The following is a 23,956-nucleotide window of genomic DNA, read 5'->3' as shown; positions in this document are numbered from 1 at the left end:
GGCGCTGGATGGGCTTCCAATGTACGGACTTGGACGCCCCCCCGCAACCCTTGAGGTGGCTGTTGATAATGACATAAAATAGCCGCCGCCATACGCCAAGCCCGCCCGCATCTGGCTCCTTTTATTCTTCCATATCAATGGTATCTCTATGAGTTTGCTGTCTGTTGCCCGCAAGAGGCCGGATCCCGTCTCTCTCTCGTTTCTCGCCGTGACCTTCATGACCGGGGTGGCGGTGGCGCTGCAGGTGCCGACCTTGAGCCTGTTTCTGGCCGAGGAGGTGCAGGTGCGCCCCTTCCTGGTGGGGCTCTTCTACACGGTGAACGCGGTGATCGGCATCCTCATCAGCCAGTGGCTCGGCCACCGCTCCGACAACAAGGGGGATCGCAAGCAGCTGATCTTGCGCTGCTGCTTTGCCGGCATCGTGCTCTCCCTGCTGTTTGCCTGGAACCGGCAGTACTGGTTGCTGGTGAGCCTGGGGGTGCTGCTGGCGAGCCTGACCGCCACCGCCAGCCCGCAGCTGTTCGCCCTGGCGCGGGAATACGCCGACAGCCGCAACAAACAGGCCGACATGTTCAGCTCGGTGCTGCGGGCCCAGTTCTCCCTGGCCTGGGTGATAGGGCCGCCCATCGCCTTCGCGCTCGCCATCGGCTACGGCTTCAAGGTGATGTATCTGGCCTCGGCGCTGGCCTATGTCATCTGCGCCTTCGTGGTGTGGCGCTGGCTTCCCTCCCTGCCGCTGCCGGTGATGGACAGCGAGGTGGAGCGGGTGAGCAGCTGGCGGGATCCGTCGGTGCGGGCGCTCTTCATCGCCTCCACCCTGATGTGGACCTGCAACAGCATGTACCTCATCAACATGCCCCTCTACATCACCCGCGAGCTGGGGCTGGAGGAGAAGCTGGCCGGTTTGCTGATGGGCACGGCGGCGGCCCTGGAGATCCCCTTCATGCTGCTGGCGGGCTACTACACCCGGCGCTTCGGCAAGCGGCCCATGATGCTGCTGGCAGTGCTGGCCGGGGTCGGTTTCTATGGCGGTCTCGTGACCCTGTCGAGCCAGCATGCCCTCATTGCGCTGCAACTGCTCAATGCCATCTTCATCGGCATCGTGGCCGGCATCGGCATGTCCTATTTCCAGGACTTGATGCCGGGGCGCGCCGGGGTGGCGACCACGCTCTTTTCCAACAGCATTCGCACCGGCTCCATCATGGCGGGGGCCATCGCAGGGACGGTGGCGGAGCTCTGGAGCTTCCACGGGGTCTTCATGGTGGCGGCGGCCCTGGCGCTGATGGCACTGGCCGCCTGCTGGCGGGTCCCCAACGTATAGGGGATGCAAAGGGGAGCCGATGCCCGGATGTGCCGGCACCTGTGCCCCGGTCGTGCGGGGCTGAAGCGGCCTTACCTGGGGTTGTCTCCCTGGTATTCGATGCGCAGGCAGCGCAGCAGCAGCTCGGCCGCCGGCCCCAGCGCCTCCACCGAGGGGGTGAGCAGGTAGGTGTAGAGATAGCGTTCGTTGCCGCCGGTGAGATCGAGCTGCACCAGCGAGCCCTCGGCGAGCTCCTCCTGCACCAGGTGGCGGGGCACCCAGGCGTAACCCATGCCAAGGCGCACCATGTTGAGCACCTCATGATAGTGGGTCGCCTTCCAGCCGGTGTCGTCCGCATCGTTCCAGTCCACCGAGCGGTGGATGGGGGGATGCAGGCTTATCTGGTTGTGGCTGGCCAGCACCTCGGCGGTGATGGGCTCTCCCTGCTCCGCAAGGGGGTGGCCCGCTGCGCACAGAGGAAGCAGACAGACTTCGTCCAGCGGCAGGCCGGTGCGATCCTGGGGCAGGTGCTCGGAGAGCATCAGATCTCCCGCCTGCAGCGCATTGAAGTGGCAGTGGATCCGCTCATGCAGGTTGATGCGACAACCGCGGCTGCGGGGATAGAAGTGGGCCAGCGCCCGGTAGAGGCGCTCCCGCGGCTGCACCACGGACACATAGAGGTTGATCTGCGGCTCCCACTGCCGCTCCAGGTTGTTGGCCAGGTTCTCCAGCTCTTCCACCTGCTGGCTGAGCTGGCGCGCCCGCTTGAGGAAGATCTCCCCCGCCGGCGTCAGCACCGCCTTGCGCCCCCGCACCTCCAGCAGGGCCACCCCCAGACTCTGCTGCAGCTTGGCAACCGCATGATTGAGGGAGGATTGGCTCTTGTTCAGCGCCTCGGCAGCCTGGGCATAACCGCCGCAGTCCACCACCGCCTGAAAGATCCGCCATTGCTCAAACGTGCTCTTGGGACGAAACATAGTGCAACCTGTCTGGGGCCGATGGGATTCAACAGGGCGCGCCTTGGCACCCCCTCTTCACTGTAATCCCATCCGGTTGATTTGTTGATTTATTTGGGCTGGGCCACGAAGGTCTTGCCGCTCTGGCCCTGACTGTCACGCCCCATCAGGTAGAGATAGAGGGGCATCAGATCGGCCGGGGTCTTGAGGGTTTGCGGATCTTCCGCCGGGAAGGCGCTGGCCCGCATCCTGGTGCGGGTGCCGCCCGGGTTCAGGGTGTTGACCCGCACCCTGGTGTTCTCCAGCTCGTCCGCCAGCACCTCCATCATGCCTTCGACGGCGAACTTGGAAATGGCATAGGTGCCCCAGTAGGCGCGCCCCTTGCGGCCCACGCTGGAGGAGGTGTAGACGATGGACGCCTCGCCGTGCTCCTTGGCGGTCTGGCGAATGAGGGGCAGCAGCGCCTGGGTCAGCAGGAATTCGGATTTGACGTTGACCTGCATCACCTCGTCCCACTCCTGCTCCTGAATGTGTTCGAACGGCGACAGGGTACCGAGCAGCCCGGCGTTGAACAGCACGCCGTCGAGGCGGCCGAACTGCTGGGCGAAGGTCTCCGCCATGCCGCGGTAGTGGGCGGCAGTAGCCCCTTTCAAGTCCACTGGCACGATGGCGGGCAGGGGGTGACCGGCCGCTTCAATCTGGTCGTAGACCGCCTCCAGCTTGGCACTGGTACGCCCGAGCAGGATCACGGTGGCGCCGTGGGCCGCATAGGTGAGGGCCGCTTCGCGGCCGATGCCGTCACCGGCACCCGTCACCAGAATGACCTTGTCCTTGAGCAGATCACGGGGGGCCTGATAGTCGAGCATGTGGACTCCTGTTAACAATGCCTGGCGGCTTGGCGCAACGAATCGAGTGGGCAAGTGTACTGACCCGGCCCGGCAGTTGACCAGTATGAGACGGCAAAAATGTGAATAAAACAGGGCGATAGCGTCGATCCCTCCGCCCTTGGCACGGGAGATGGCAGAGTTTTTGCGCGAGGGGGGCAAACTCCTTACTATGTGAAAAAACCGGACATTGAGCGGAGCATCAAGTGGCATTTTTGACCGAATACGGCCTGTTTCTGGCCAAGACCCTCACCTTCTTGCTGGCCATCGGCGCCGTCATCCTGATGGTGGCGAGCAGCCGCCAGCCCAAATCCCGCAAGGGGGAACTGGTGGTGACCGATCTCTCCGGCGAGCTGGAGCAGGGGCGCCATCAACTGCAGGCAGCCCTGGCGGGCAAGGCCGAGCGCAAGCAGATGGAGAAGACCCGCAAGGCCGAGCACAAGGCCAAAGCCAAGGGAGAGGATGAGCGCAGCCGGCTGTTCGTCATCGACTTCAACGGCAGCATGGATGCCAAGGAAGTGGCCTCCCTGCGGGAAGAGGTGAGTGCCGTGATAGGCGTGGCCCGGCCCGGGGACGAGGTGCTGCTGCGCCTCGAATCCGGCGGCGGTGTGGTGCATGGCTACGGCCTGGCCGCCTCCCAGTTGCAGCGGCTGCGGGACAAGGACATCACGCTGACCGTGGCCATCGACAAGGTGGCAGCGAGCGGTGGCTACATGATGGCCTGCGTCGCGGACAAGATCCTGGCGGCGCCGTTCGCCATCGTCGGCTCCATCGGTGTCATTGCTCAGATGCCGAACTTCAACAAGCTGCTCAAGAAGCACGACATCGAATTCGAGATGCACACCGCAGGCCAGTACAAGCGCACCATCACCATGTTCGGCGAGAACGACGATCTGGGGCGGGAGAAGTTTCGCGAGGAGCTGGGGGCCATCCACGAACAGTTCAAGGCCTTCGTGGCCGAGCACAGACCCGGTCTCGACATCGACAAGGTGACCACCGGCGAGCATTGGCTGGCGAGCCAGGCCAAGCAGCTCGGACTGGTGGATGCGCTTTGCACCAGCGATGACTACCTGCTGGCCCAGGCCAGCCATCACAAGGTGGTCGGCATCCGCTACAGCAAACCCAGGAGCCTGACCCAGAAGCTTGGCAAGCAGGCGGCACTGGGGCTGGAGGCCGGCCTTGGCCGGCTGTGGCAGCAGAGCCCCTGGCGCTGAGAACCTGTTTCGAGCTTACTGCGAGGTCGTGATCAAGGCTCATGTGCTGCTCGGAATCCTCATGTGTATCTACACACTCCGGTTCCTGCGCTGCTCTTCACCTTGCTGACGATCTCTCGCTACAGCTCGTGAACAGGTTTTATAGCTCAGTGCAAAGGACTAAAAAGAGAGCCGGGCATTGCCCGGCTCTCTTTTTTTATTGCGTCGGCTCTGCAGGCCGATGGCGCACCTCAGCGTTGGAAGGGGTAGACGGAACCCAGTTTCAGGATCTGGGTCAGCTCGTCCAGGGCGGTGCGGGTCTCCAGCACCAGGGAGGGGTCGCGCAGATCGTCCAGCGCCAGGCTGTCGCGATAGTGCTTCTCGACCCACTGATCCAGGCGGGCAAACTGGCTGTCGGTGATGAGGCAGGCCGGGTTGACCGCGGCGAGCTCGGTGTCGTTCATGGCGACCCGCAGGCGCAGACAGGCGGGGCCGCCGCCGTTTCTCATGCTCTGCTTCACATCCATGTAGTGGACGTCCTTGATGGGGGTGCCCTGGGTCACCAGCCTGGCCAGATAGGCGGACACCGCCGGGTTGTCGCGGCATTCGGTGGGGGCGATGATCGCCATCTCGCCGGATGGCAGGGTGAGGATCTGGGTGTTGAACAGATAGGACTTCACCGCATCCTGCACCGACACCTCTGCAGTCGGTACCTCGATGAAGTGCAGCTCACCGTCGCCGAACTTGGTACGCACCTCGGCCAGCGCAGCCTCGGTATGGAGGAACGCCTGCTGGTGGAAGAAGAGCACGTTCTGGTTGCCCACCGCGATGACGTCGTTGTGGAACACCCCCTGATCGATCACGTCCGGGTTCTGCTGAATGAAGACCGCGCTCTCATCCCCAAGGCCATGCAGGCGGGCGATGGCCTGGCTCGCTTCCAGGGTCTGGCGGGCCGGATAGCGTTTGGGGGCGGGCTGGGAGACGTCGAAGGCGCTGCGGCCATAGACGAACAGCTCGACCCCCGCTTCGCCATAGGCGCGGCACAGCCGGGTGTGGTTGGCGGCGCCTTCGTCACCGAAGTGGTCGTTCTCCGGCAGATGCTGGTGGTGATAGAAGTGGCGATCGTTGTTGAACACGGCCCGCAGGATGCGCCCGGTCACCTCGGGCTCCAGGGAGCGGTGGAACTTGTTGGTCAGGTTGGCGGGGGTAAAGTGAATGCGGCCATCCTGGGTGTCGGCGCTCGGGGAGACGGTGGCGGCGTTGGCGGTCCACATGCTGGAGGCCGAATAGCAGGCGGCCAGCACGGCGGGGGCCTGTCTGGCCGCCTGGGCCAGGACGCTGGCGTCGTTGCCGGTGAAGCCCAGGCGGCGCAGGGTCGCGAGATCCGGCCTCTCCTGGGGGGCCAGCACGCCCTGTACCATGCCAAGGTCGGTCAGCGCCTTCATCTTGCGCAGCCCCTGCTTGGCCGCTTCCTTGGGGTTGGAGGCCTCTTTGGCGTTGCTCTGGGAGGCGACGTTGCCATAGGAGAGGCCGGCATAGTTGTGGGTGGGGCCGACCAGGCCGTCGAAGTTGACCTCGAAGTGCTTCATGATCACATCCTTTCGATTTTTATATGGGGAGCGGTTCCTTCCGCGCACAAAGCTGCGGTGTGCGGCCATTATAAAGAGATTTCATCCTTTGTAACAAGCTGATAACCAGAATGGGTTTTTATGTCACAAGGGTGGCTGGATATGTCATTTCCAATCTAAAAAAGGGGGGGATATAGCATAAAAACAAAAAAGCGGTTGCTTCCCGCGCCCCGGCTTCGCATTAATAAATAAAGAAGCAGGGCGGTTCGGGCTGTCGGGCAAATTGACCCGCAAGATTGCTTTTTCCCGTCAAATCTCTTATACAGCCCCACAAAACCGCACGCCAACCCCGTCGGGTGCAATGAGGATAATAGTTACAGCATGGGCAAATCACTGGTCATCGTGGAGTCTCCGGCCAAGGCCAAGACCATCAACAAATATTTGGGCAAGGACTACGTGGTGAAATCCAGCGTAGGCCACGTGCGCGATCTGCCGACCAGCGGCAGCGCCAGCACCGAGCCCAAAAAACCTGTCATTCGCGGCATCAAGCTCAGCGAATCCGAGAAGGCGGCCAAGGATCGCAACGCCCTGTTCTCAAGGATGGGCATCAACCCGACCGCAGGCTGGCAGGCCAACTACCAGATTTTGCCCGGCAAGGAAAAAGTGGTCAGCGAGTTGCAAAGTCTGGCCGCCAAGGCCGACACCATCTATCTCGCAACCGACTTGGATAGAGAGGGGGAAGCGATCGCCTGGCACCTGCGCGAGATCATCGGTGGCGACGACAGCCGCTACAAGCGCGTGGTGTTCAACGAGATCACCAAGAGCGCCATCCAGGAGGCGTTCGCCCAGCCGTCCGAGCTGAACATTCATCGCGTCAACGCCCAGCAGGCCCGTCGTTTCCTCGACCGGGTGGTGGGCTACATGGTCTCCCCGCTCTTGTGGAAGAAGCTGGCCCGCGGCCTCTCCGCCGGTCGGGTGCAATCCGTCGCGGTGCGCCTCATCGTCGACAAGGAGCGCGAGATCAAGGCGTTCGTGCCGGTGGAGTTCTGGGATCTCAACGCCGACCTGCTCACCGCCGAGAAGAGTGAGCTGCGCATGGAGGTGGTCAGCCGCAATGGTGCCGACTTCAAGCCGGTGACCCAGGCCGAGACCTTCGCCGCCGTAGCGGCCCTGGAAGGGGTCGACTACAAGGTGGTCAACCGGGAAGACAAGCCGACCGGCTCCAAGCCGTCCGCTCCCTTCATCACGTCCACCCTGCAGCAGGCCGCTTCTACCCGTCTGAGCTTCGGGGTCAAGAAGACCATGATGATGGCCCAGCGTCTCTATGAAGCGGGTTACATCACCTATATGCGTACCGACTCCACCAACCTCAGCAAAGAGGCGGTGGACGCGGTGCGGGAATACATCGGCGAGCAGTATGGTGCCGCCTACCTGCCGAGCGATCCGAACCTCTACGGCGCCAAGGCCAATGCCCAGGAGGCCCACGAGGCGATCCGCCCCTCCAGCGTCCAGGTGACTGCCGAGATGCTGGAAGGGATGGAGCCCGATGCCATGCGGCTCTATGACCTCATCTGGCGCCAATTTGTCGCCTGCCAGATGACCCCGGCCCAGTACGACTCCTCCACCCTGACCGTCAAGGCTGGGGAGTTTGAGCTCAAGGCCCGTGGCCGCACCCTGCGCTTCGCCGGCTGGACCAAGGCCCTGCCGCCCATGGGCCGCAAGGGTGAAGACAGCCAGCTGCCGGCGGTGACCGTCGGCGAGGTGCTGAAACTGGTCAAGCTGGATCCGCGCCAGCACTTCACCAAGCCGCCCGCCCGCTTCACCGAAGCGGCCCTGGTACGCGAGCTGGAAAAGCGCGGCATCGGCCGTCCGTCCACTTACGCCTCCATCATCTCCACCATCGTCGACCGTGGGTATGTGCGGGTCGAGAGCCGCCGCTTCTTCGCCGAGAAGATGGGGGAGATCGTCACCGACCGCCTGGTGGAAAACTTCGTCGAGCTGATGAACTACGAGTTCACCGCCAAGATGGAAGACAAGCTCGACGGCATTGCTGAGGGGAGCCTGGAGTGGAAGAAGGTGCTCGACGCCTTCTACGCCGAGTTCACCCAGGAGCTGGAGCAGGCCGACAAGCCCCATGAAGAGGGAGGCATGCGTGCCAACCAGATGGTGCTGACCGATATCGACTGCCCGGATTGTGGCCGCAAGATGGGTATCCGTACCGCCACCACCGGCGTCTTCCTCGGCTGCTCCGGCTATGCCCTGCCGCCCAAGGAGCGCTGCAAGAAGACCATCAACCTGGTCAGTGCGGACGAGTTCGTCTCCGCCACCGACGGGGACGAGGCGGAAACCGATGCCCTGCGTGCCAAGCATCGCTGCGGGATCTGCGGCACCGCCATGGACGCCTACATCATCGACGACAGCCGCAAGCTGCACGTCTGCGGTCGCAACCCGGATTGCGATGGCTACGAGGTGGAGCAGGGGCAGTTCAAGCTCAAGGGCTACGAAGGGCCGAGCATCGAGTGCGATCGCTGCGGCTCCGAGATGCAGCTCAAGAACGGCCGTTTCGGCAAATACATGGGTTGCACCAACGAGAGCTGCAAGAACACCCGCAAGATCCTGAAAAATGGTGACATAGCGCCGCCGAAGGAAGATCCGGTACCCCTGCCCGAGCTGAAATGCACCCAGTCCGACGCCCACTTCGTGCTGCGGGACGGCGCTGCCGGTCTCTTCCTGGCCGCCAGCAACTTCCCCAAATCCCGCGAGACCCGTGCGCCCCTGGTGGAGGAGCTCAAGCGCTTCCGCGATCGCCTCTCTCCCAAGCACCAGTACCTGGCGGACGCCCCGGCGTCAGATCCTGACGGAAACGCCTCCGTGGTGCGCTTCAGCCGCAAGACCAAGGAGCAGTACGTGATGACCGAGGTCAACGGCAAGGCGACCGGCTGGACAGCCCATTACGACAACGGAAAATGGCAGGAGAGCCTGCCCAAGGCGAAGAAAGCCTGATGGCGACGCCGCTCACAGCATGATGAAAGAGGCCCCTTGCGAGGGGCTTCTTTGTTGGTGGATGGCGATATACTGGAATGGCTGCATGGATGGCAGCGCAAGACAGGGAGTTGTCATGGAGATACATGAAATACGGCCAGGCATGACCTGCCTGACCCGTGAAGGGACAGCCTATGTGCTGGAGGTGGACAGACAGAGTCTGCTGGTGCTCTTGCAACGGGAGGATGAGACCATCCCGGTACAGGTGCGCAGCGATGACATTCTGGGGCCCATTGCCGGCGACTAGGGAAGAGAACGTGACGGAGGGCGATCACAGAGGCCCTCCCTTTGTTGCAAGAGCCCCCATCCCTTCGGGACGTGCCAGCCTCGTCAGAAGGGAACCAGAAAGAGCAGCTCGGCCAGGTCGGGCTGCCACTGCCACTCCCGCATCCTGACCCGCCCGCCAATCACGGGCACCCCCTCTTCCTGCAGCAGCCCCGCTTGCTTGTCAAAGCCTGCGGATCCTTTTGGCAGCGAAATGGTGCCTGCCGCCCCCAGCACCCGGTGCCAGGGCAGCATCTTGTCTGTCTCCCGCAAGACTTTTCCCACCAGCCTGGCCCGTCCGGGCAGGCCCGCGAGATCCGCCACCTGGCCGTAGCTCACCACGCGGCCGGGGGGGATCAGGGCGAGGATCGCCTCGATGCGGGCCGTCTTGTCCAGAGGGGGCGCGTTCGTTCTCATGATGATGGCTCGTCAAAAACAGCAGAAGCGCCATTGTGGCGCTTCTGTCATGGGGCTTGCAATCTGTCAGCCGAAGGTCTGGCTCAGTCCCCTGAGCTCGCGGGCCCGCCTGAGCAGCTCCTGGCTGGAGTCGTCCACCGCCTGGATCTTCTGGCTGTTGGCGCGGGAGTATTCGGAGATCTGGTGGATGTTGCGGCTGATCTCCTCCACCACCACCTGCTGCTGCTCCGCGGCGGCGGCGATCTGGGTGGAGAATTCGGTCACCTGATCGATTTCACCCAGCACCAGGTGCAGGTTGCCTGATCCCTGGCGGGTCATCTCGACGCATTCCCGGGTCTGGGCCAGGTTGTCCTGCATCATGCCCTGCCAGCGCTCCAGGGTGTGCTGGATCTGGCTGATGCTGCCCTGGATCTGCTCGGTCGCCTTGTGGGTACGGGTCGACAGGGTGCGCACCTCGTCCGCCACCACCGCAAAGCCGCGCCCCTGCTCGCCGGCACGGGCGGCCTCGATGGCGGCGTTGAGGGCCAGCAGGTTGGTCTGCTCGGCGATGCCCTGGATTTCACCCATCACGCTGCCAATGCGCTCCGACTCGCTGGCGAGCTCCACCGCGGAGTGGAAGGCCTGCTCCGCCTGGCTGGCCAGCCTGGTCATCTGCTGCTGGGTCTGGTCCAGCTGTTCCACCGTGCTCTGGCAACTGCTGCGCGCCTCGGTCACCTGGCCGTTGGTGTCCTGGATGTTGCGGGCAATCTCGTGGGCGGTGCTGGCCATCTGGGTCATGGCGGCCGCCATCTGCTGGGTCTGGGCATCCTGCTCGTTGATGTCGAGGAAGGCGCGGTGTGAGGAGTCCTGCAGATCGGTTGCCAGGGCCTGAAGCGGATGGGTGGCATCGTCGACCCGCCCCAGCACGGTGCGGATCCGGGCCTGCAGCATCTTCAGGTGAAAATCGGCGATGGCACCCGGGGCATCCCCCGAATAGACCAGCCGGGTCAGGCTGTCATATTGCTGACCGAGCTGCCTGAGATAGCGGGGCAGGGCGATGAGTTCGCGCCAGTAGGCGCCCGCAATGGCGAGGGGGGGAAGCAGCATCAGCAGCGCGGTGAGGGGGCCCTGGGTGAGGGCGGCCCAGACCAGCAGCGCCAGCAGCGGCAGGCCGAGCATCAGCGGCCTGAAACGGCGCAGCGAGGGGCGGGCCGGGGTGCCCCGTTGCTCGGCCGAAAGCAGGGCCCGATAGGCCTGGGCTGCAGCCTGCTTGAGCTGGGGGTCGGGCTTGCAGCGCACCGACTGGTAGCCGCTTATCTTGCCGTGCTCGTAGATGGGGGTGACGTAGGCGTCGACCCAGTAATAGCGGCCATCCTTGCAGCGGTTTTTCACCACCCCCCGCCAGGGGTTGCCCTCCTTGAGGCGATCCCAGAGGTCGGCGAAGGCGGCCTTGGGCATGTCGGGGTGGCGAACCAGGTTGTGGTTGTGGCCGACCAGTTCATCGACCTGGTAACCGGCGATGCGGCAGAAGGCGGGGTTGGCGTAGGTAATGACGCCGCGCAGATCCGTGGTGGAGACGAGTTGCACGTCGGCGGGAAATTCCACTTCACTGTCCACGACCTGGGCGTGTTTGCGGGCCATAAGGGTAAGCTCCGATCTGTTTGCTGATTGTTATTGTGGCGGAACCGCAGGGAGATGCATCCCCTGTCTGGTTTCATCGGGGGCCTTATTTTGCCAACAAAGGCAGATGAAAAGTAGGGGCTAGGTTGGGTTTTTGTTGTTGATGGGTAAAAAAACGGCGACCAAAAGGTCGCCGAAAAGAAAAAGATAACACTACCTCTGTGGCACCCGGTAACGCACTTGCAACTGGTCGAGGATGTGCAGCTGGCCGGGCAGACGGGCGACGAAGTGCTCCCACACCTTGCGGGCGGGAGTGCTCCAGGCCACCTCTGCCGTGGCCAGCATGCGCGGGAACAACATGTAGTCGAGACGATCGCGAGAGGTGATCAGTTCCGACCACAAGGGGCTCAGCACCCCCAGGATGTTATCGTTGGCATGGAAATCGGCCGGGGCAGGATCGCATGCATGCACCTGCGCCAGGTTGAGGGTACCCGCCCAGTAGAGTCCCGGCTCGTGGATGTCCTGACTCCAGGCGAGATCCAGATAGAGGTGCTGGGCAGGCGCCATCACCACGGGGTAACCGGATGCGGCGGCATCTAGGCCGGCCTGGAAGCTGGTCCAGGCGAAGACGGTGGCCTCCCGGCTCACCTTGTCACCGTGCAGTATCTCTTCCCACCCCAGCATCTGTTTGCCCTTGCGGGCCAGGTACTGCTGGCAGTGGCGCAGCAGGTGCCCCTGCAGCTCGCGGCAATCCTGATACCCCTGCTCGGCCATGAGCTGCTGGCAGGCGGGACTGTCGGTCCAGACGCCGGTGGGCACTTCGTCCCCCCCCATGTGAACCTGACTCCCTGGGAAGAGATCGCACACCTCGTCCATCACGGCGTCCAGGAATCGATAGGTGCCGGGCAGGGCCGGGTTAAGCACGTTGTCGTCGAAATATTGCACCGAGAGGTAGCGGGAGCGGTCTGCCTCTTCCACCAGCAGCTCGGGCAGCGCCTTGATGGCGGCGTGACAGTGCCCCGGGATGTCTATTTCCGGAATGATGGTGATGCCAAGCCCGGCGGCGTAGGCGACCAGCTCGCGCACCTCGCTCTGGGTGTAGTAACCGCCATAAGGGTCGGGGCCGCCGCTCAGCTGGGGCCCCACCGCCAGGCCATGGCCGCGCCAGGCACCCACGGCGGTCAGCTGGGGGAAGGCCTTGATCTCCAGGCGCCACCCCTCGTCATCGGTCAGGTGCCAGTGGAAGCGGTTGAACTTGTAGAGGCTCATCTGCTTGAGCAGGCGCTTGAGGGTGGCGAGGGAGTGGAAGTGGCGGGCACAGTCGAGGAAGATGCCGCGAAAACCGAAGCGCGGTGCATCCCGCACCGTCAGGCAGGGCAGGCTCTCTCCGTGTTGCAGCGCCCACTGGGCCAGGCTCACCAGCCCGTGGCGCCAGCCCGCCTCGCCGGCGGCCCGGATGACGATCTCCTCAGGGGTGATGGTGAGCTCATACCCCTCGGGGGGAAGTGTCGCCTCGACGAGGTGGATCTCCGCATCGTGATCCTGGGTCAGGGCCAGGCCTGTCAGCTCGTTGAAATGGGCGAGCAGGGAGGCGAGGGGAACGGGGCCGTCGACGTGGGCCCGCTCGGCCAGCCGGAAGTTGCCTTCTGTATAAATCAGGTGGGCGGGCTGGGGCACGAGGCCGTTGACGGCCTCCACCGGCGGCAGATCGGGGCCCGGGGAGGGCGGGTTGGTCAGGCCAAGGTCTTCCCCCTCCAGCACCAGGGGTTGCAGCTGTCCCTTGCTCTCCAGGCTCAGGAAAAAACCCTTGGGCATATCGGAGTCATGCTTGAGCGGGGTGTTGCGACAGCAGAAGCGCAGCTCGCTCACCCCCTCGTGGGGCACCATGACCTTGTAACTGCCGCTCTGGCGCTCCAGGGCGCCCCCTTCGATCGAGTGGGGATCGATCTGGCGGGCGAGGCAGAAGTGGAGTTTCCAGGGGGTGGCCGGGAGTTGGCTCAGGGTGAAGCGAAACCAGACATCGTCACCGTCACGGTGATCGACCCGGGTGTGGATCAGGGGTGCAGACATGGGAATTCCTCTGATGGGGTGAAGGAAACGGGAACCTGTCCCGCAGGTGTTGTCGGCCCGACCAGGCTCAGGGATGCAGACATGGCAGCGCCTCCGTCCTGGCAAACAGGATGGCCCCCTCCAGCGCGTCGCGCTTGGGGGCGACCAGATGGAAGTGGCCCAGACGGGGGGCGAGGCGCGTGCCGATGCCGCCCAGCAGGGCGATCCGGTCTGCCCCGAGCTGGGTCATGCCCTCCAGCAGCATGCCGAGCTGGGCACAGGTCTCATCCAGCAGGGCGGTGGCGAGCTCGTCCCCGTCGCTCGCGGCATCGAAGACCCAGGGGGCGAAGCGGCCATAGTCGGCCGGGATGGCGCGGGCGGCCCAGCGCACTACCTCGGCCTGATCCCGCCTGAAGTGATCCATCAGGCGCACCGCTAGGGTGCTGGGGGGCAGGATGCCGTCGTGGCAGAGCAGGGACTGCTGGATGGCGCGCAGCCCCAGCCAGGCGCCGCTGCCGAGATCCGAGACGGGGAAGCCGCGACCCGAGCAGGTGCGAAGGCGTCCCTCCCGGTAGATGAGTCCCGCCGAGCCGGTGCCCGCGATCAGGATGGCCCCCTCCTGGCCGTCGAAGGCGCCGAGGCAGGCACCAAAGGCATCGGAGGTGAGCTTCACCCGCGCAAACGGGAAGGGCATGGTCAGCATGGCGTGATAGCAGTCGGCGAGCTCGGCGGAGGCGAGCGCGAGCCCGACTCCCATCCGCTGTTCGCTCTCCCTGGGCAGACCCGCGTCGATGCGGGCCTGATCGATGGCAGCCAGCACATGGCCGTGGGCGAGGGCGATGCCCAGCTCCAAATTGGAGCCAGCGGCGCGCCCCTCGCCGAGCAGCTTGCCTGCGTTGTTGCGAATGCGGGCCCGAGTGTGGGTGCCGCCGCCGTCCACCCCGACCCAGAACTCAATCATGGGGGCCTCCCTGCGCGCTTTGCCAGGTGATGGCCAGGGTAAACCTGGCTGGTGGTATGGAGGAGCCAGGGCTCTCTCCAGTGGCAGTGATGTGTGAACCGCTCTCAATCATGGTGGCCTCCTTGTGCGCTCTGCCAGGTGATGGCCAGGGCGAACCAGGCGGCGTGCGGGATCCATTGCTCCCCCCAGCGCCAGTTCTGATCCAGCCGATCCTTGTACGCCTCTGGAATAAAGGCCACGTCATTTTCGTCATCGAAGCCGGCGGTGATGCCGTTGCAGATCCCCCCCTGTGCATTGGGGTAGCCAGCGGTGTATTCCGGGTTGTTGATGCCCTGACCCGCCAGCATGCAGGCGTTGAAGGGGTTTCTCCCCAGGATCCAGTCGAGCTGCTGCTGGCCGAAGGTGCGCAGCAGTGCGCTCTGCCCGGGCAGGTGCTGTGCGGCAGCAAACGCCATGGTGGCGAGCGATGCCAGCCGGGCGTTCTCCCCCTGCCACCAGTAACCGGATTCGTTGTGGTGGGGCATGAAAAAGCTCACCCGAGGCGCCTCATCGACCCCTTTCACATACTGGCGGGCGAGGGCGAAGGGATTGCCTGCCCGGGCCGCGAGGGCCAGCTCGGCCGCCAGGGCCTGCTCGGCAACGGTCCTGGCCGCCCACTGGCGCGCCGGATCCGGCTCGATGGCGAGATACTCCAGCAGCGCCAGCACCGGCAGGCCCGCTTCGGCGGCGTGGTAGTAGGGGCGAGAGCCATCGTCGTTGGCGGCCCAATGGTGGCCGAGATCGGGGTGGGCGCGCTGGCGGGCGCACAACCGGCCGGCCCGATCCCGCGCCTCGGCGAGCCACTCGGCGCCCAATGTTTTGGTCAGCTCGACCGCCGCCAGCAGGGCGCAATAGTCGTCGATGATGTTCTCGACCCCGTCGTCCAGGTAGACGAGGTTGTGCTCGCGCAGGTGCAGGTAGCCGCGTCTGGCCGCCTCGGCGTAATGGCTTGTGTCAAGGTCGCCGCCACTCGGTTCCCGGGCGGCGCGGGCCAGGGCGGCGATGGCCATGCCGCCCCCCTGGCGAAAACCCGCCTGCCAGCGGGCGGACTTGATCCCCTGCTGGGTCGAATAGGCGCACAGCTCCCGCTGCTCGGGATCCTTGCTCCACTTGTCGAACAGGGTCATGTAGAAGAAGCCGCTCTCGTCCTGCATCCGGCAGAGAAAATCCGCCCCGTGCAGCCCCTCGTCATTGAGCCGTTTGCACAGGTTCACCCCGTCGATGTCACGACGTGTCGCCAGGAGTTCCCGGCACTTGAGCAGGGACCAGACCACCATGGGGGTCTGCTGGGGATTGAGGTAGTTGGCGTAGGAGAGGTGACTCAGGTACTTGCTCATGTCGCCGCTGGCGTCGAACCAGCCGCCATGTACGTCCCGGTGCTGATCGGTGCCAAAGAGGCGTGCCCTGCGGTCCGCCCGGTCGAAGGTGCCGCTGGCGCGTTGTCCCTTGAAGTAGTGGATGACATCGGAGAGGCAGCGGCGCGCCAGCAGCCCCCGGCCGATGGCAAAGGGGGGGGAGCGCACCAGACGCTCCTGCGCTTCCGTGGTCACGACGGCTTCCAGCCGGTAGTGGCCGGGCTCGGTGAAGGCGGAGAAATCGGCCCGCCAGTAGTGGCGCCCCTGCCAGCCGGGGACGCATCCCGCCGCCACCAGCGGCGTCTCCAGCAGGAGGTGGTCGTCCTCCTGGCGCAGCAACCTGACGTGGCCGCGGATATCGAGGTCGGCGCCGCACTGCAGCAGGGCGCTCTTCTCCCCGTCACATTCGTAACCCACCTGGTTGATCAAAAGTTCCATCAAGGTCTTACTCCGAAGGCTTGCCCCTGGCGGGCGAGGCTCATTGCGGGGCCTTGCGGCCCCGACGCGAGGCATGGCCGGGCGACGGCGCCCGGCCGCGGGCCTGCTTACCCCTGTTCGTGGAGGTAGCAGCGCACGAAGTGGTTGTCGGCGAGCCGGGTCACCGGGGGCAGGCTCTCCTTGCAGCGGGGCATGGCCTGATGGCAGCGCCCGGCAAAGGGACAGCCACGGGATTCCGGGGTCCAGAGCGGGATTTCCCCCTTGCGGCCTCCCTCCAGCTCGGCGTGGATGCTCTTCTCGGGATCCGGCACCGCCGAAATGAGCAACTGGGTGTAGGGGTGCTGGGGGTGGTGCAGGATCTCGTCCACCTCTCCCCACTCCACCATGTGACCCACGTACATCACCGCCAGATCTTCCGCCACGTAGCGGGCGGTGGCGATGTCGTGGGTGATGTAGAGCATGGAGACGCCGAGCTCGTTCTTCATCTGCTCCATCAGGTTGAGGATGCCGATGCGAATGGAGACGTCGAGCATGGAGGTGGGTTCGTCCGCCAGCACCACTTCCGCCTCCACCGCCAGGTTGCGGGCGATGTTGACCCGCTGGCGCTGGCCGCCGGAGAGCTGGTGCGGGTACTTGGCCGCGGTCGCCTTGGCGGGGGTCAGCCCCACCTTTTCAAGGAGGCCATAGACCATGTCGGGCAGATCCCGCTTGTCGCTCACCTTGCTGTGCAGCAGCAGGGGACGGGCGATGTGGTGGTAGATGGTATGGGTCGGATTAAGTGAACCGAACGGATCCTGCCACACCATCTGCACGCTCTGGCGATAGTCCAGCAGGGCGGTGCCCTTGTTGAACTCCTCGAGGTCGCGGCCACGGTAGAGGATGCGGCCGTTGGAGAGCTTGTACATCTTGGCGATGATCTTGGCGATGGTGCTCTTGCCGGAGCCGGATTCCCCCACCACTGCCAGGGCGCGGCCCCGGTGCAGGTTGAAGGTGATGTCGGACAGCGCCCGCATCTTGCCGCTCTTGATGGCGTTGGAGTTGACGGCGAAGTCCTTGTAGAGGTGCTGGACCTCGATGATGGGCGCGTCGGTTTGGGCGATTTGCATGACAGACATCCTTAACAGCCAGCGGCCTTGTCCAGATGGATCGGAAGATCCGGTTGTTCCTCTGCTGCCTCATGAAGGTGACAGGCAGCCTGTTGGCCGGGCCGGATCTCGGCCAGCCGGGTGTATTCCTGGCGGCAGCGCTCGTGCACCTTGGCGCAGCGTGCCTGGAAGCGGCAGCCCACCGGCACCTCCAGCAGATTGAGTGGGCTGCCAGGGATCCCCTCCAGCACGGTCTTGGGCCCGTGCAGGGGCGGGAAGGAGTTGCCAAGGCCCCGGGTGTAGGGGTGCAGAGGCGCGGTCAGGATCGCCTTGGCCGGCGCCACCTCCACCAGCTCTCCCGCGTACATGATGCCGATGCGATCGCAGAACTCGACCATGAGCGAGAGGTCATGGGTGATGAAGAGGATGGAGAAGTTGAACTTCTCTTTCAGTGCATAGACCTTCTGCAAAATCTCCCGCTGCACCACCACATCGAGCGCCGTGGTGGGTTCGTCCATGATGAGCAGCTCGGGGTTGAGGGCCATGGCGATGGCGATCACCAGCCGCTGGCGCATGCCGCCGGAGAACTGGTGCGGGTAGTCCTTGAGCCGGCTGGGGTGGATGTCGACGATCTCCAGCAGCTCCTGGGCACGCTTGATCGCCTCATAGCGGGTCATGCCGGGGTTGTGGGCCAAGAGCACGTCGCAGAACTGCTCCTCCATGCGCAGCACGGGGTTGAGCGCATTCATGGCGGACTGGAACACCACGCTCGCCTGGCGCCAGCGGTAGCTGCGCAGTCGCTCGTCGTCGAAGCCGAGGATGTTCTCTCCCTTGAACAGGATCTCGCCGCCGCTGATGTAGGCGGGCGGTTTGTGCAGGCGCGCCACCGAGAAGGCGACCGTGGACTTGCCGCAGCCGGACTCGCCGGCGAGGCCGAACACCTCACCCGGCATGATGTCAAAACTGACCGAATTGACGGCGCGCACGTCGCCGCTCTCGGTGATGTAGTCGACGCAGAGCTGGCGCACCGACAGCAGGGGTTGTTGCGGCTTCATGCTGTCTTCTCCTGAGCTGTGATGGGAGTGGCAAGCTGCTTCCAGCGGCGCAGGCCCTTGTGGGAACGAAGCTGCGGGTTGGCGATTTCGTCGATGGCGAAGTTGAGCATGGCCAGACCCGCCCCCAGGGTGGCGATGGCGAAGCAGGGGGCCAGGATCTCCCACCAGGCGCCCACCAGGATGGCGCTCGAGGTCTGGGCGTTGTAGAGCATGATGCCCCAGCTGACCACGGTGGGGTCGCCCAAGCCCAGGAACTCCAGGGTCGCCTCGGTGACGATGGCGTAGATGATGGACCCGATGAAGCTCACCCCGATGATGGAGATGAGGTTCGGCAGTATCTCCACCAGGATGATGCGCCAGGCCGGTTCACCCAGCACCTCGGCGGCGATGACGAACTCCTTCTCCCGCAGGGCCAGGGTCTGGGCGCGGATGACCCGGGCGCCATAGGCCCAGGAGGTCAACCCTATGATAAGGGCGATCACCATGGGGGAGGCCTCTCCGATGAAGCTTGCCAGCACCAGCAACAAGGGGAGGTTCGGGATCACCAACACCACGTTCATCAAGAAGGTGAGGCACTCGTCCACCACGCCGCCGAAGTAGCCGGCGGTGATGCCCACCGTGATGGCCAGGGCGCACACCAGCAGGCCTGCCCCGAAGCCCACCATCAGGGAGATGCGGGCGCCGTTGGTGAACTGGGCCCAGAGATCGTGGCCCATGCGGTTGGAACCCATCACCAGCTCCACGCTGGGGGGCTGGTGGGGGCGGGCGACCCGCTTGGTGGGTTCGTTGCTGGCGAGCAGCGGGGCGAACAGGGCCATCAGCACGAAGGTGACCACGATGGCGAGGCCGAAGGCGGCCTTCTTGTTGCCCAGCAGGATTTTCAAGATAGTCGGCATACGCATCTTATTTGCCTCCTGTACGCAGACGGGGATCCAGGAAGACGTAGAGCACGTCCGCTAGGAAATTGAAGCTGAGCATGGTGATGGTCATGATGAGCAGTTGCCCCTGGATGAGGGGGTAGTCACGGGCCAGGATGCCCTGATAGAGGGTCAGTCCCAGGCCGGGGTAGTTGAAGATCACCTCGGTGATGAGGGATCCGCCGATGACGAAACCGAGCGCCATGGAGAGGGCGGTGACGCTGGGCAGCACGGCGTTGCGGGCGCCGTAGTTGAAGATCACCCGGTTGCTGGAGAGCCCCTTGGCCTTGGCCATGGTGATGTAGTCCTCGCCCAGGAGGTTGATCATGTTGTTGCGCATGGTGATGAGAAAGCCCCCTACCTGCACCGCGGCCAGGGTGCCCACCGGCATGATGGCGTGCAGCAGGATGCTCTTGATGTGTTCCCAGCCAAAATCGGCGGGGATCTCGGGGCTGTAGGCGTAGCCGATGGGCAACCAGCCGAGGCTCACGCCGAACAGGAAGAGGGCGAGCAGGGAGACCACCACGGGGGGGATGGCCTGCATCACCAGGGTGAGCGGGGAGAGGATGCTGTCCATGCGTCCGCCCCGGTACCAGGCGGCGAAGATGCCGACGATGGAGCCGATGGAGAAGCTCAGAATGGTGGAGGTGCCCACCAGGAACAGGGTCCAGCCGATGGCGCGGCCGAGGACGTCGGCAACCGGTTGGGGGTAGTAGCGCACCGAGGTGCCGAGATCCCAGGTGAAGACGCTCTTCACATAGGTGAGAAACTGGGTGCCGATGGGGCCGTCCACGAAACCGAAGGTGGCTTTGAGGGCTTCCAGTGCGGCGGGTTCCATCATGGCGCCGGCCCGGGCAAACATGACGGAGACGGGGTCTCCCGGCATGGCTCTGGGTAGCAGGAAGTTGATGGTGGCGGCCACCAGGAAGGCGACCAGATAGAAGGAGAAGCGTCTAAGTATAAATCCCATGGTGATACCTTTTACTGCAAGCCTGCCCCGCGCCGGGCAAAGCCCCCCCAACCCCGGCAGGTGCGGGGGATGGAAGACATGGCGGGGAAGAGGGCCCCCCGCAGGGGGCCGGGGTGATTAGCTGTTTGGCTTGAGTGACAGCACGTGCAGCAGACGCTCCGGAGTGTCCGGGTGAACCTGCGGCTTGGCGACCGGGTTGTCGGCACTGAACCAGCCATTGAAGCGCTTGGTGCTGTATTCGTACCAGGTCGGGTTGTTGAACACCGGGATGATGGTCTGGTTGGCCCCGACACGCTCCTGGATGGCGAACATGATCTCCTTCTGCTTGGCCGCATCGGCGGTCTGGGTGAAGTCGTCGATCAGCTTGTCGAGCTCGGGATCCTTGTAGCGGGGCGCCGCGAAGCGGTTGCCGCGCTCACCCATGTTGCGGGAGTGGAAAGCGGTCTCGAAGTACTTGTGCGGGTTGGCACCGGCAAAGTAACCCTGCAGGGCGACGTCGAAGTCACCGGTGATCAGGGACTCGGTCCAGACGGTGGCTTCCGGGGTGGCGGTCTTGGCGTTCAGGCCCAGGGCCTGCAGGCCTTCGACCCCGATCTGGACGGTGTTGACCCAGTCGGTCCAGCCGTTCGGTACCAGCACCTTGAACTCGATCTTCTTGCAGCTCGGGGTGTCGAGGAACTTGTCGCCGTCACAGTCCTTGTAGCCCGCCTGTTTCAGCAGGGCCTTGGCCCCTTCCAGGTCGAACTTGTTGTACTTGCCGTACTTCTTCTCGACATCCGGGTTGTCCCAGGAGGCGAATGCCTTGCCAAGCCCTGACGGGTACTCGTTGACGGTGGGGTAGCCGTAGCCTGCGATGTCCACCATGGACTGGCGGTCCATGGCCATGGAGAAGGCGCGGCGGAAGTTGATGTCGTTGAAGGCTTCGTGGTTGCCCGGGTTCTTGCTCTGGAAGTTGACGTTGAACGCCACTGTGCCGGAGGCGGGGAACCAGTACTTGTTGTTCTTGGGATCGTTGCCGACGTAGAGGCGCTCGATGTCCGGTACGAAGGAGCCGAACCAGTCCACGTCACCCTTCATCACGGCGGCCAGTACCTGGTCGTTGGTGGCCATCTGCGGCATGCGCAGGCAGTCGATGGAGAGGCTGGTGTTGTCCCAGTAGTGCGGGTTGCGGCACTGGGTGTAGAGCTGGGCGGAGAAGTTGTCCACTTCGGTGAAGGGACCGGTCCCGACCGGCTTGTCGTTGGTGAAGGCCACCGGGTCTTTCACCGACTTCCACTGGTGCTCCGGCACGATGGGCACCAGCACCAGGTCGTTCACCACGTTGGTGTTGATCTCGGCCAGGTCGAATTTGACCTTGTGGTCACCCAGCTTCTCGACACCCTTGATCTGGGTCCAGATGGAGCGCTCGTCCAGCGCCTTGTTGGCCTTGACCAGGTTGAAGGAGAAGAGGATGTCGTCGGCGGTGAAGGCTTCACCATCGGACCACTTGACCCCTTCGCGCAGGTCGAAGGTGACGGATTTCAGATCATCGCTGAAGGCGTAGTGGGTGGCCAGACGATAGACGGGTTTGCCACCCTGCATATCGTTGAAGATCACCAGCGGCTCATAGATGAAGTGACGGGTGGTGTGGAGCAGACCCGCTTGCAGGAAGGGGTTGAAGTTCTTGACCCATGCGGTTTCCTGCTGGGCAACCAGTGTCAGCACCGTCTTGTTGTCGGCGGCCATGGCTGTGCCGGTGGCACCGGCAAGCAGAGTTCCCAGCATGACTGAGGTTGCGATTTTGGATACTTTGGCAAGCATATTTTTTCCTTTCTTATTGGTCTTCCATGGTTTTGGAATGGAGCACCGACATCGCATGCTTGGATACCGGCCCTCGCTGTTGGTCAGGTTTTGCACCCTTGTAGTTGTGTCGTCCAACGCCCTTAGAAAAGCAGAATTAACAGGAAAACAACAACCCTTCATTTCGTCGATATCGTAAAAATTGCACGGCGCACGTCATTATCGTCAAAATGCATTTTAAATCCTTTTAAATTATAAAGTTGCGTTAATTCTCACAAAGTAAAAAGTCTCCTTGCCACTCCCTGTGGCAACGATAATGTGAGCTGGATCGTGCTCGTTTTTTCCCCGTTGACACGGCTTATTTTTGTGCAGGAAACAAGCGGCTCATGTGGCAGGAGAGAAGTGTGCGCTGGTTCACGGGCGCGTGCGAAAAGAGGGAGGGGAGGGAGATCGGTGATGAGGGGCGGGACAGGGGATGACAGGGGGGCATGCAAGAGCCTGACGGGCGGCGGACATTAAAAAAGCCAGTCGGTGAGACCGACTGGCTTTGAGGGGGAGTGGCGTGATTATTCCACCAGGCTGGCCCAGAGGTCGTACTCGTCCGCTTCGTCGATGCGGACCTTGACCATGTCGCCGGGCTTGAGGCCGGTCTCGCCGTTCAGGTAGACCAGGCCGTCGATCTCGGGGGCATCGGCGGCGGAGCGGCCGGTGGCGCCCTCTTCGTCCACCTCGTCGATCAGCACCAGCATCTCTTTGCCCACTTTACGGGCCAGCTTGCGGATGGAGACCTGCTGTTGCAGCTCCATGAAGCGCTGGAAGCGCTCTTCCTGCACCTCGGCTGGCACCGGATCCGGCAGCTCGTTGGCCTTGGCACCCTCGACCGGGCTGTATTTGAAGCAGCCAACCCTGTCTAGTTCCGCCTTGTCGATGAAGTCCAGCAGCATCTGGAACTCTTCCTCGGTCTCGCCGGGGAAGCCGACGATGAAGGTGGAGCGCAGGGTGATCTCGGGGCAGATCTCGCGCCACTTCTGGATGCGCTCCAGGGTGCGCTCGACGGAGCCGGGGCGCTTCATCAATTTGAGGATGCGCGGGCTGGCGTGCTGCAGCGGGATGTCGAGGTAGGGGAGGATCTTGCCGTCGCGCATCAGGGGGATGACGTCATCCACGTGTGGGTACGGGTAGACGTAGTGCAGGCGCACCCACATGCCGAGCTTGGCCAGCTCTTCGCACAGGGCCACCATGCTGGTCTTGACCGGCATGCCGTCGTAGAAACCGGTGCGGTGCTTGACGTCCACGCCGTAGGCGGAGGTGTCCTGGGAGATCACCAGGATCTCCTTCACGCCAGCCTCTTTCAGGCGCTTGGCCTCGGCCAGTACTTCGCCGATGGGGCGGCTCACCAGATCCCCGCGCATGGAGGGGATGATGCAGAAGGTGCAGCGGTGGTTGCAGCCTTCGGAAATCTTGAGATAGGCGTAGTGGCGCGGGGTCAGCTTGACGCCTTGGGCCGGCACCAGGCTGGTGAAGGGGTTGTGGGTGGGTTTTTCCACGTATTTGTGGACGTGGCCCAGCACCTCTTCATAGGCGTGGGGACCGGTGATCTCGAGCACCTTGGGGTGGATCTCGCGGATCTGGTTCTCTTTGGCACCCAGGCAGCCGGTGACGATCACTTTGCCGTTCTCGGCCAGGGCTTCACCGATGGCTTCCAGGGACTCCTGCACCGCGCTGTCGATGAAGCCGCAGGTGTTGACCACCACCAGCTCCGCATCGTCATAGCTGGGCACCACGTCGTACCCTTCGGTACGCAGCTGGGTCAGGATGCGTTCGGAATCGACCAGGTTTTTGGGGCAACCCAAGGAGACGAATCCTACTTTGGGGGCCTGTTTTGTGTTGGACATCGCTCAATCACTCTTAGGTGGCTCTTCTTCAAGGGCGCGGATTTTACCGGAATGGCTAACCAAAAACTATACAGCCGACACGTCGGAAGCGAACAATCTCTTTGTCCGGGTCGCGGGGTGGGGCGGGCGTGACATGACCACGGGCAGGGAGGGGGCCGTCGCCGGTGCGGGCGGGATCACGATCCCTGTG

18 protein-coding genes are annotated in these 23,956 nt (G+C 63.7%); 4 read left to right on the top strand and 14 right to left on the bottom strand.

Annotated elements, in window-relative coordinates; genetic code table 11:
• Positions 1-148: 148 nt before the first annotated feature.
• A complete protein-coding gene (locus AB5Y51_RS19120; RefSeq protein ID WP_069652864.1) occupies positions 149-1,321 on the top strand; it encodes an MFS transporter in 1,173 nt (390 codons plus the stop codon).
• 71 nt (positions 1,322-1,392) lie between these two features.
• On the opposite strand, the gene AB5Y51_RS19115 is transcribed toward AB5Y51_RS19120, so the two are convergent.
• Positions 1,393-2,277, bottom strand: a complete 885-nt coding sequence (locus tag AB5Y51_RS19115; RefSeq protein WP_042015608.1) for a LysR family transcriptional regulator — start codon at positions 2,275-2,277, stop codon at positions 1,393-1,395.
• An 89-nt stretch (positions 2,278-2,366) separates the two neighbouring features.
• On the bottom strand, positions 2,367-3,122 hold the full coding sequence (locus tag AB5Y51_RS19110; RefSeq protein ID WP_039040520.1) for a YciK family oxidoreductase: 756 nt from the start codon (positions 3,120-3,122) through the stop codon (positions 2,367-2,369).
• A gap of 224 nt (positions 3,123-3,346) precedes the next feature.
• Here AB5Y51_RS19110 and sohB point away from each other — a divergent pair, with 224 nt between their 5' ends.
• The gene (gene sohB / locus AB5Y51_RS19105; protein ID WP_039040521.1) at positions 3,347-4,354 is read left to right on the top strand and encodes a protease SohB; all 1,008 of its coding nucleotides are present in this window, start codon (positions 3,347-3,349) and stop codon (positions 4,352-4,354) included.
• Between the two features lie 230 nt (positions 4,355-4,584).
• Here sohB and astB read toward each other — a convergent pair whose 3' ends face one another.
• Positions 4,585-5,922: an N-succinylarginine dihydrolase gene (gene astB, locus AB5Y51_RS19100; RefSeq protein ID WP_045525189.1), complete on the bottom strand. Its 1,338-nt coding sequence runs from the start codon at positions 5,920-5,922 to the stop codon at positions 4,585-4,587.
• 360 nt (positions 5,923-6,282) lie between these two features.
• Here astB and topA point away from each other — a divergent pair, with 360 nt between their 5' ends.
• Together topA and AB5Y51_RS19090 are read left to right on the top strand one after the other, a co-directional pair.
• Positions 6,283-8,904 carry a type I DNA topoisomerase gene (gene topA / locus AB5Y51_RS19095; RefSeq protein WP_039040523.1) on the top strand — a complete coding sequence of 874 codons (2,622 nt, stop codon included), beginning with the start codon at positions 6,283-6,285 and terminating at the stop codon, positions 8,902-8,904.
• 115 nt (positions 8,905-9,019) lie between these two features.
• Positions 9,020-9,190 (top strand): hypothetical protein, encoded by a 171-nt coding sequence (locus AB5Y51_RS19090; RefSeq protein ID WP_164882955.1) that lies wholly within the window; start codon positions 9,020-9,022, stop codon positions 9,188-9,190.
• A gap of 83 nt (positions 9,191-9,273) precedes the next feature.
• Here the strand turns inward: AB5Y51_RS19090 and AB5Y51_RS19085 are convergent, their stop codons facing one another.
• The 11 genes from AB5Y51_RS19085 to rimO form a co-directional block, all read right to left on the bottom strand.
• Positions 9,274-9,624, bottom strand: coding sequence for an MGMT family protein (locus AB5Y51_RS19085; RefSeq protein WP_368178986.1), 351 nt, complete (start codon positions 9,622-9,624; stop codon positions 9,274-9,276).
• Positions 9,625-9,690: 66 nt separating this feature from the next.
• Positions 9,691-11,244: a PAS domain-containing methyl-accepting chemotaxis protein gene (locus AB5Y51_RS19080; RefSeq protein WP_041212609.1), complete on the bottom strand. Its 1,554-nt coding sequence runs from the start codon at positions 11,242-11,244 to the stop codon at positions 9,691-9,693.
• A 192-nt stretch (positions 11,245-11,436) separates the two neighbouring features.
• On the bottom strand, positions 11,437-13,293 hold the full coding sequence (locus AB5Y51_RS19075) for a beta-N-acetylhexosaminidase (protein ID WP_368178984.1): 1,857 nt from the start codon (positions 13,291-13,293) through the stop codon (positions 11,437-11,439).
• Between the two features lie 67 nt (positions 13,294-13,360).
• The gene (locus AB5Y51_RS19070) at positions 13,361-14,233 is read right to left on the bottom strand and encodes a BadF/BadG/BcrA/BcrD ATPase family protein (RefSeq protein WP_214004456.1); all 873 of its coding nucleotides are present in this window, start codon (positions 14,231-14,233) and stop codon (positions 13,361-13,363) included.
• A 104-nt stretch (positions 14,234-14,337) separates the two neighbouring features.
• Positions 14,338-16,065 (bottom strand): glycoside hydrolase family 9 protein, encoded by a 1,728-nt coding sequence (locus AB5Y51_RS19065; protein WP_368178982.1) that lies wholly within the window; start codon positions 16,063-16,065, stop codon positions 14,338-14,340.
• Positions 16,066-16,172: 107 nt separating this feature from the next.
• Positions 16,173-17,171 (bottom strand): ABC transporter ATP-binding protein, encoded by a 999-nt coding sequence (locus AB5Y51_RS19060; protein ID WP_039040529.1) that lies wholly within the window; start codon positions 17,169-17,171, stop codon positions 16,173-16,175.
• A gap of 11 nt (positions 17,172-17,182) precedes the next feature.
• Complete coding sequence (locus tag AB5Y51_RS19055) at positions 17,183-18,205, bottom strand: ABC transporter ATP-binding protein (RefSeq protein ID WP_042015838.1); 1,023 nt, start codon at positions 18,203-18,205, stop codon at positions 17,183-17,185.
• Positions 18,202-19,107 carry an ABC transporter permease gene (locus AB5Y51_RS19050; RefSeq protein WP_010673904.1) on the bottom strand — a complete coding sequence of 302 codons (906 nt, stop codon included), beginning with the start codon at positions 19,105-19,107 and terminating at the stop codon, positions 18,202-18,204. Before AB5Y51_RS19050 ends, AB5Y51_RS19055 begins: the two co-directional genes overlap by 4 nt.
• A gap of 1 nt (position 19,108) precedes the next feature.
• Complete coding sequence (locus AB5Y51_RS19045) at positions 19,109-20,092, bottom strand: ABC transporter permease (RefSeq protein ID WP_010673905.1); 984 nt, start codon at positions 20,090-20,092, stop codon at positions 19,109-19,111.
• 117 nt (positions 20,093-20,209) lie between these two features.
• Entirely contained in the window at positions 20,210-21,892 is a 1,683-nt protein-coding gene (locus AB5Y51_RS19040; protein WP_368178980.1) for an ABC transporter substrate-binding protein, read from the bottom strand.
• Between the two features lie 545 nt (positions 21,893-22,437).
• Positions 22,438-23,766, bottom strand: a complete 1,329-nt coding sequence (rimO, locus tag AB5Y51_RS19035) for a 30S ribosomal protein S12 methylthiotransferase RimO (protein ID WP_010673908.1) — start codon at positions 23,764-23,766, stop codon at positions 22,438-22,440.
• Positions 23,767-23,956: the final 190 nt, after the last annotated feature.

The sequence above is a fragment of the Aeromonas sp. R7-1 genome (genome assembly GCF_040908115.1).
GTDB lineage: Bacteria > Pseudomonadota > Gammaproteobacteria > Enterobacterales > Aeromonadaceae > Aeromonas > Aeromonas caviae.
Note: the sequence above shows the minus strand (reverse complement) of the source record. Positions and strands in the feature narration are given on the sequence as shown.

What these genes read in the sequence shown, in the direction of transcription:
- topA (WP_039040523.1), top strand. Translation starts at nt 6,283, where the DNA reads ATGGGCAAATCACTGGTCATCGTGGAGTCTCCGGCCAAGGCCAAGACC.
- AB5Y51_RS19090 (WP_164882955.1), top strand. Translation starts at nt 9,020, where the DNA reads ATGGAGATACATGAAATACGGCCAGGCATGACCTGCCTGACCCGTGAA.
- AB5Y51_RS19045 (WP_010673905.1), bottom strand. Translation starts at nt 20,092, where the DNA reads ATGGGATTTATACTTAGACGCTTCTCCTTCTATCTGGTCGCCTTCCTG.
- AB5Y51_RS19070 (WP_214004456.1), bottom strand. Translation starts at nt 14,233, where the DNA reads ATGATTGAGTTCTGGGTCGGGGTGGACGGCGGCGGCACCCACACTCGG.
- AB5Y51_RS19080 (WP_041212609.1), bottom strand. Translation starts at nt 11,244, where the DNA reads ATGGCCCGCAAACACGCCCAGGTCGTGGACAGTGAAGTGGAATTTCCC.
- rimO (WP_010673908.1), bottom strand. Translation starts at nt 23,766, where the DNA reads ATGTCCAACACAAAACAGGCCCCCAAAGTAGGATTCGTCTCCTTGGGT.
- AB5Y51_RS19050 (WP_010673904.1), bottom strand. Translation starts at nt 19,107, where the DNA reads ATGCGTATGCCGACTATCTTGAAAATCCTGCTGGGCAACAAGAAGGCC.
- astB (WP_045525189.1), bottom strand. Translation starts at nt 5,922, where the DNA reads ATGAAGCACTTCGAGGTCAACTTCGACGGCCTGGTCGGCCCCACCCAC.
- AB5Y51_RS19115 (WP_042015608.1), bottom strand. Translation starts at nt 2,277, where the DNA reads ATGTTTCGTCCCAAGAGCACGTTTGAGCAATGGCGGATCTTTCAGGCG.
- AB5Y51_RS19120 (WP_069652864.1), top strand. Translation starts at nt 149, where the DNA reads ATGAGTTTGCTGTCTGTTGCCCGCAAGAGGCCGGATCCCGTCTCTCTC.
- AB5Y51_RS19065 (WP_368178982.1), bottom strand. Translation starts at nt 16,065, where the DNA reads ATGGAACTTTTGATCAACCAGGTGGGTTACGAATGTGACGGGGAGAAG.
- AB5Y51_RS19040 (WP_368178980.1), bottom strand. Translation starts at nt 21,892, where the DNA reads ATGCTTGCCAAAGTATCCAAAATCGCAACCTCAGTCATGCTGGGAACT.
- AB5Y51_RS19075 (WP_368178984.1), bottom strand. Translation starts at nt 13,293, where the DNA reads ATGTCTGCACCCCTGATCCACACCCGGGTCGATCACCGTGACGGTGAC.
- AB5Y51_RS19085 (WP_368178986.1), bottom strand. Translation starts at nt 9,624, where the DNA reads ATGAGAACGAACGCGCCCCCTCTGGACAAGACGGCCCGCATCGAGGCG.
- AB5Y51_RS19110 (WP_039040520.1), bottom strand. Translation starts at nt 3,122, where the DNA reads ATGCTCGACTATCAGGCCCCCCGTGATCTGCTCAAGGACAAGGTCATT.
- AB5Y51_RS19060 (WP_039040529.1), bottom strand. Translation starts at nt 17,171, where the DNA reads ATGCAAATCGCCCAAACCGACGCGCCCATCATCGAGGTCCAGCACCTC.
- AB5Y51_RS19055 (WP_042015838.1), bottom strand. Translation starts at nt 18,205, where the DNA reads ATGAAGCCGCAACAACCCCTGCTGTCGGTGCGCCAGCTCTGCGTCGAC.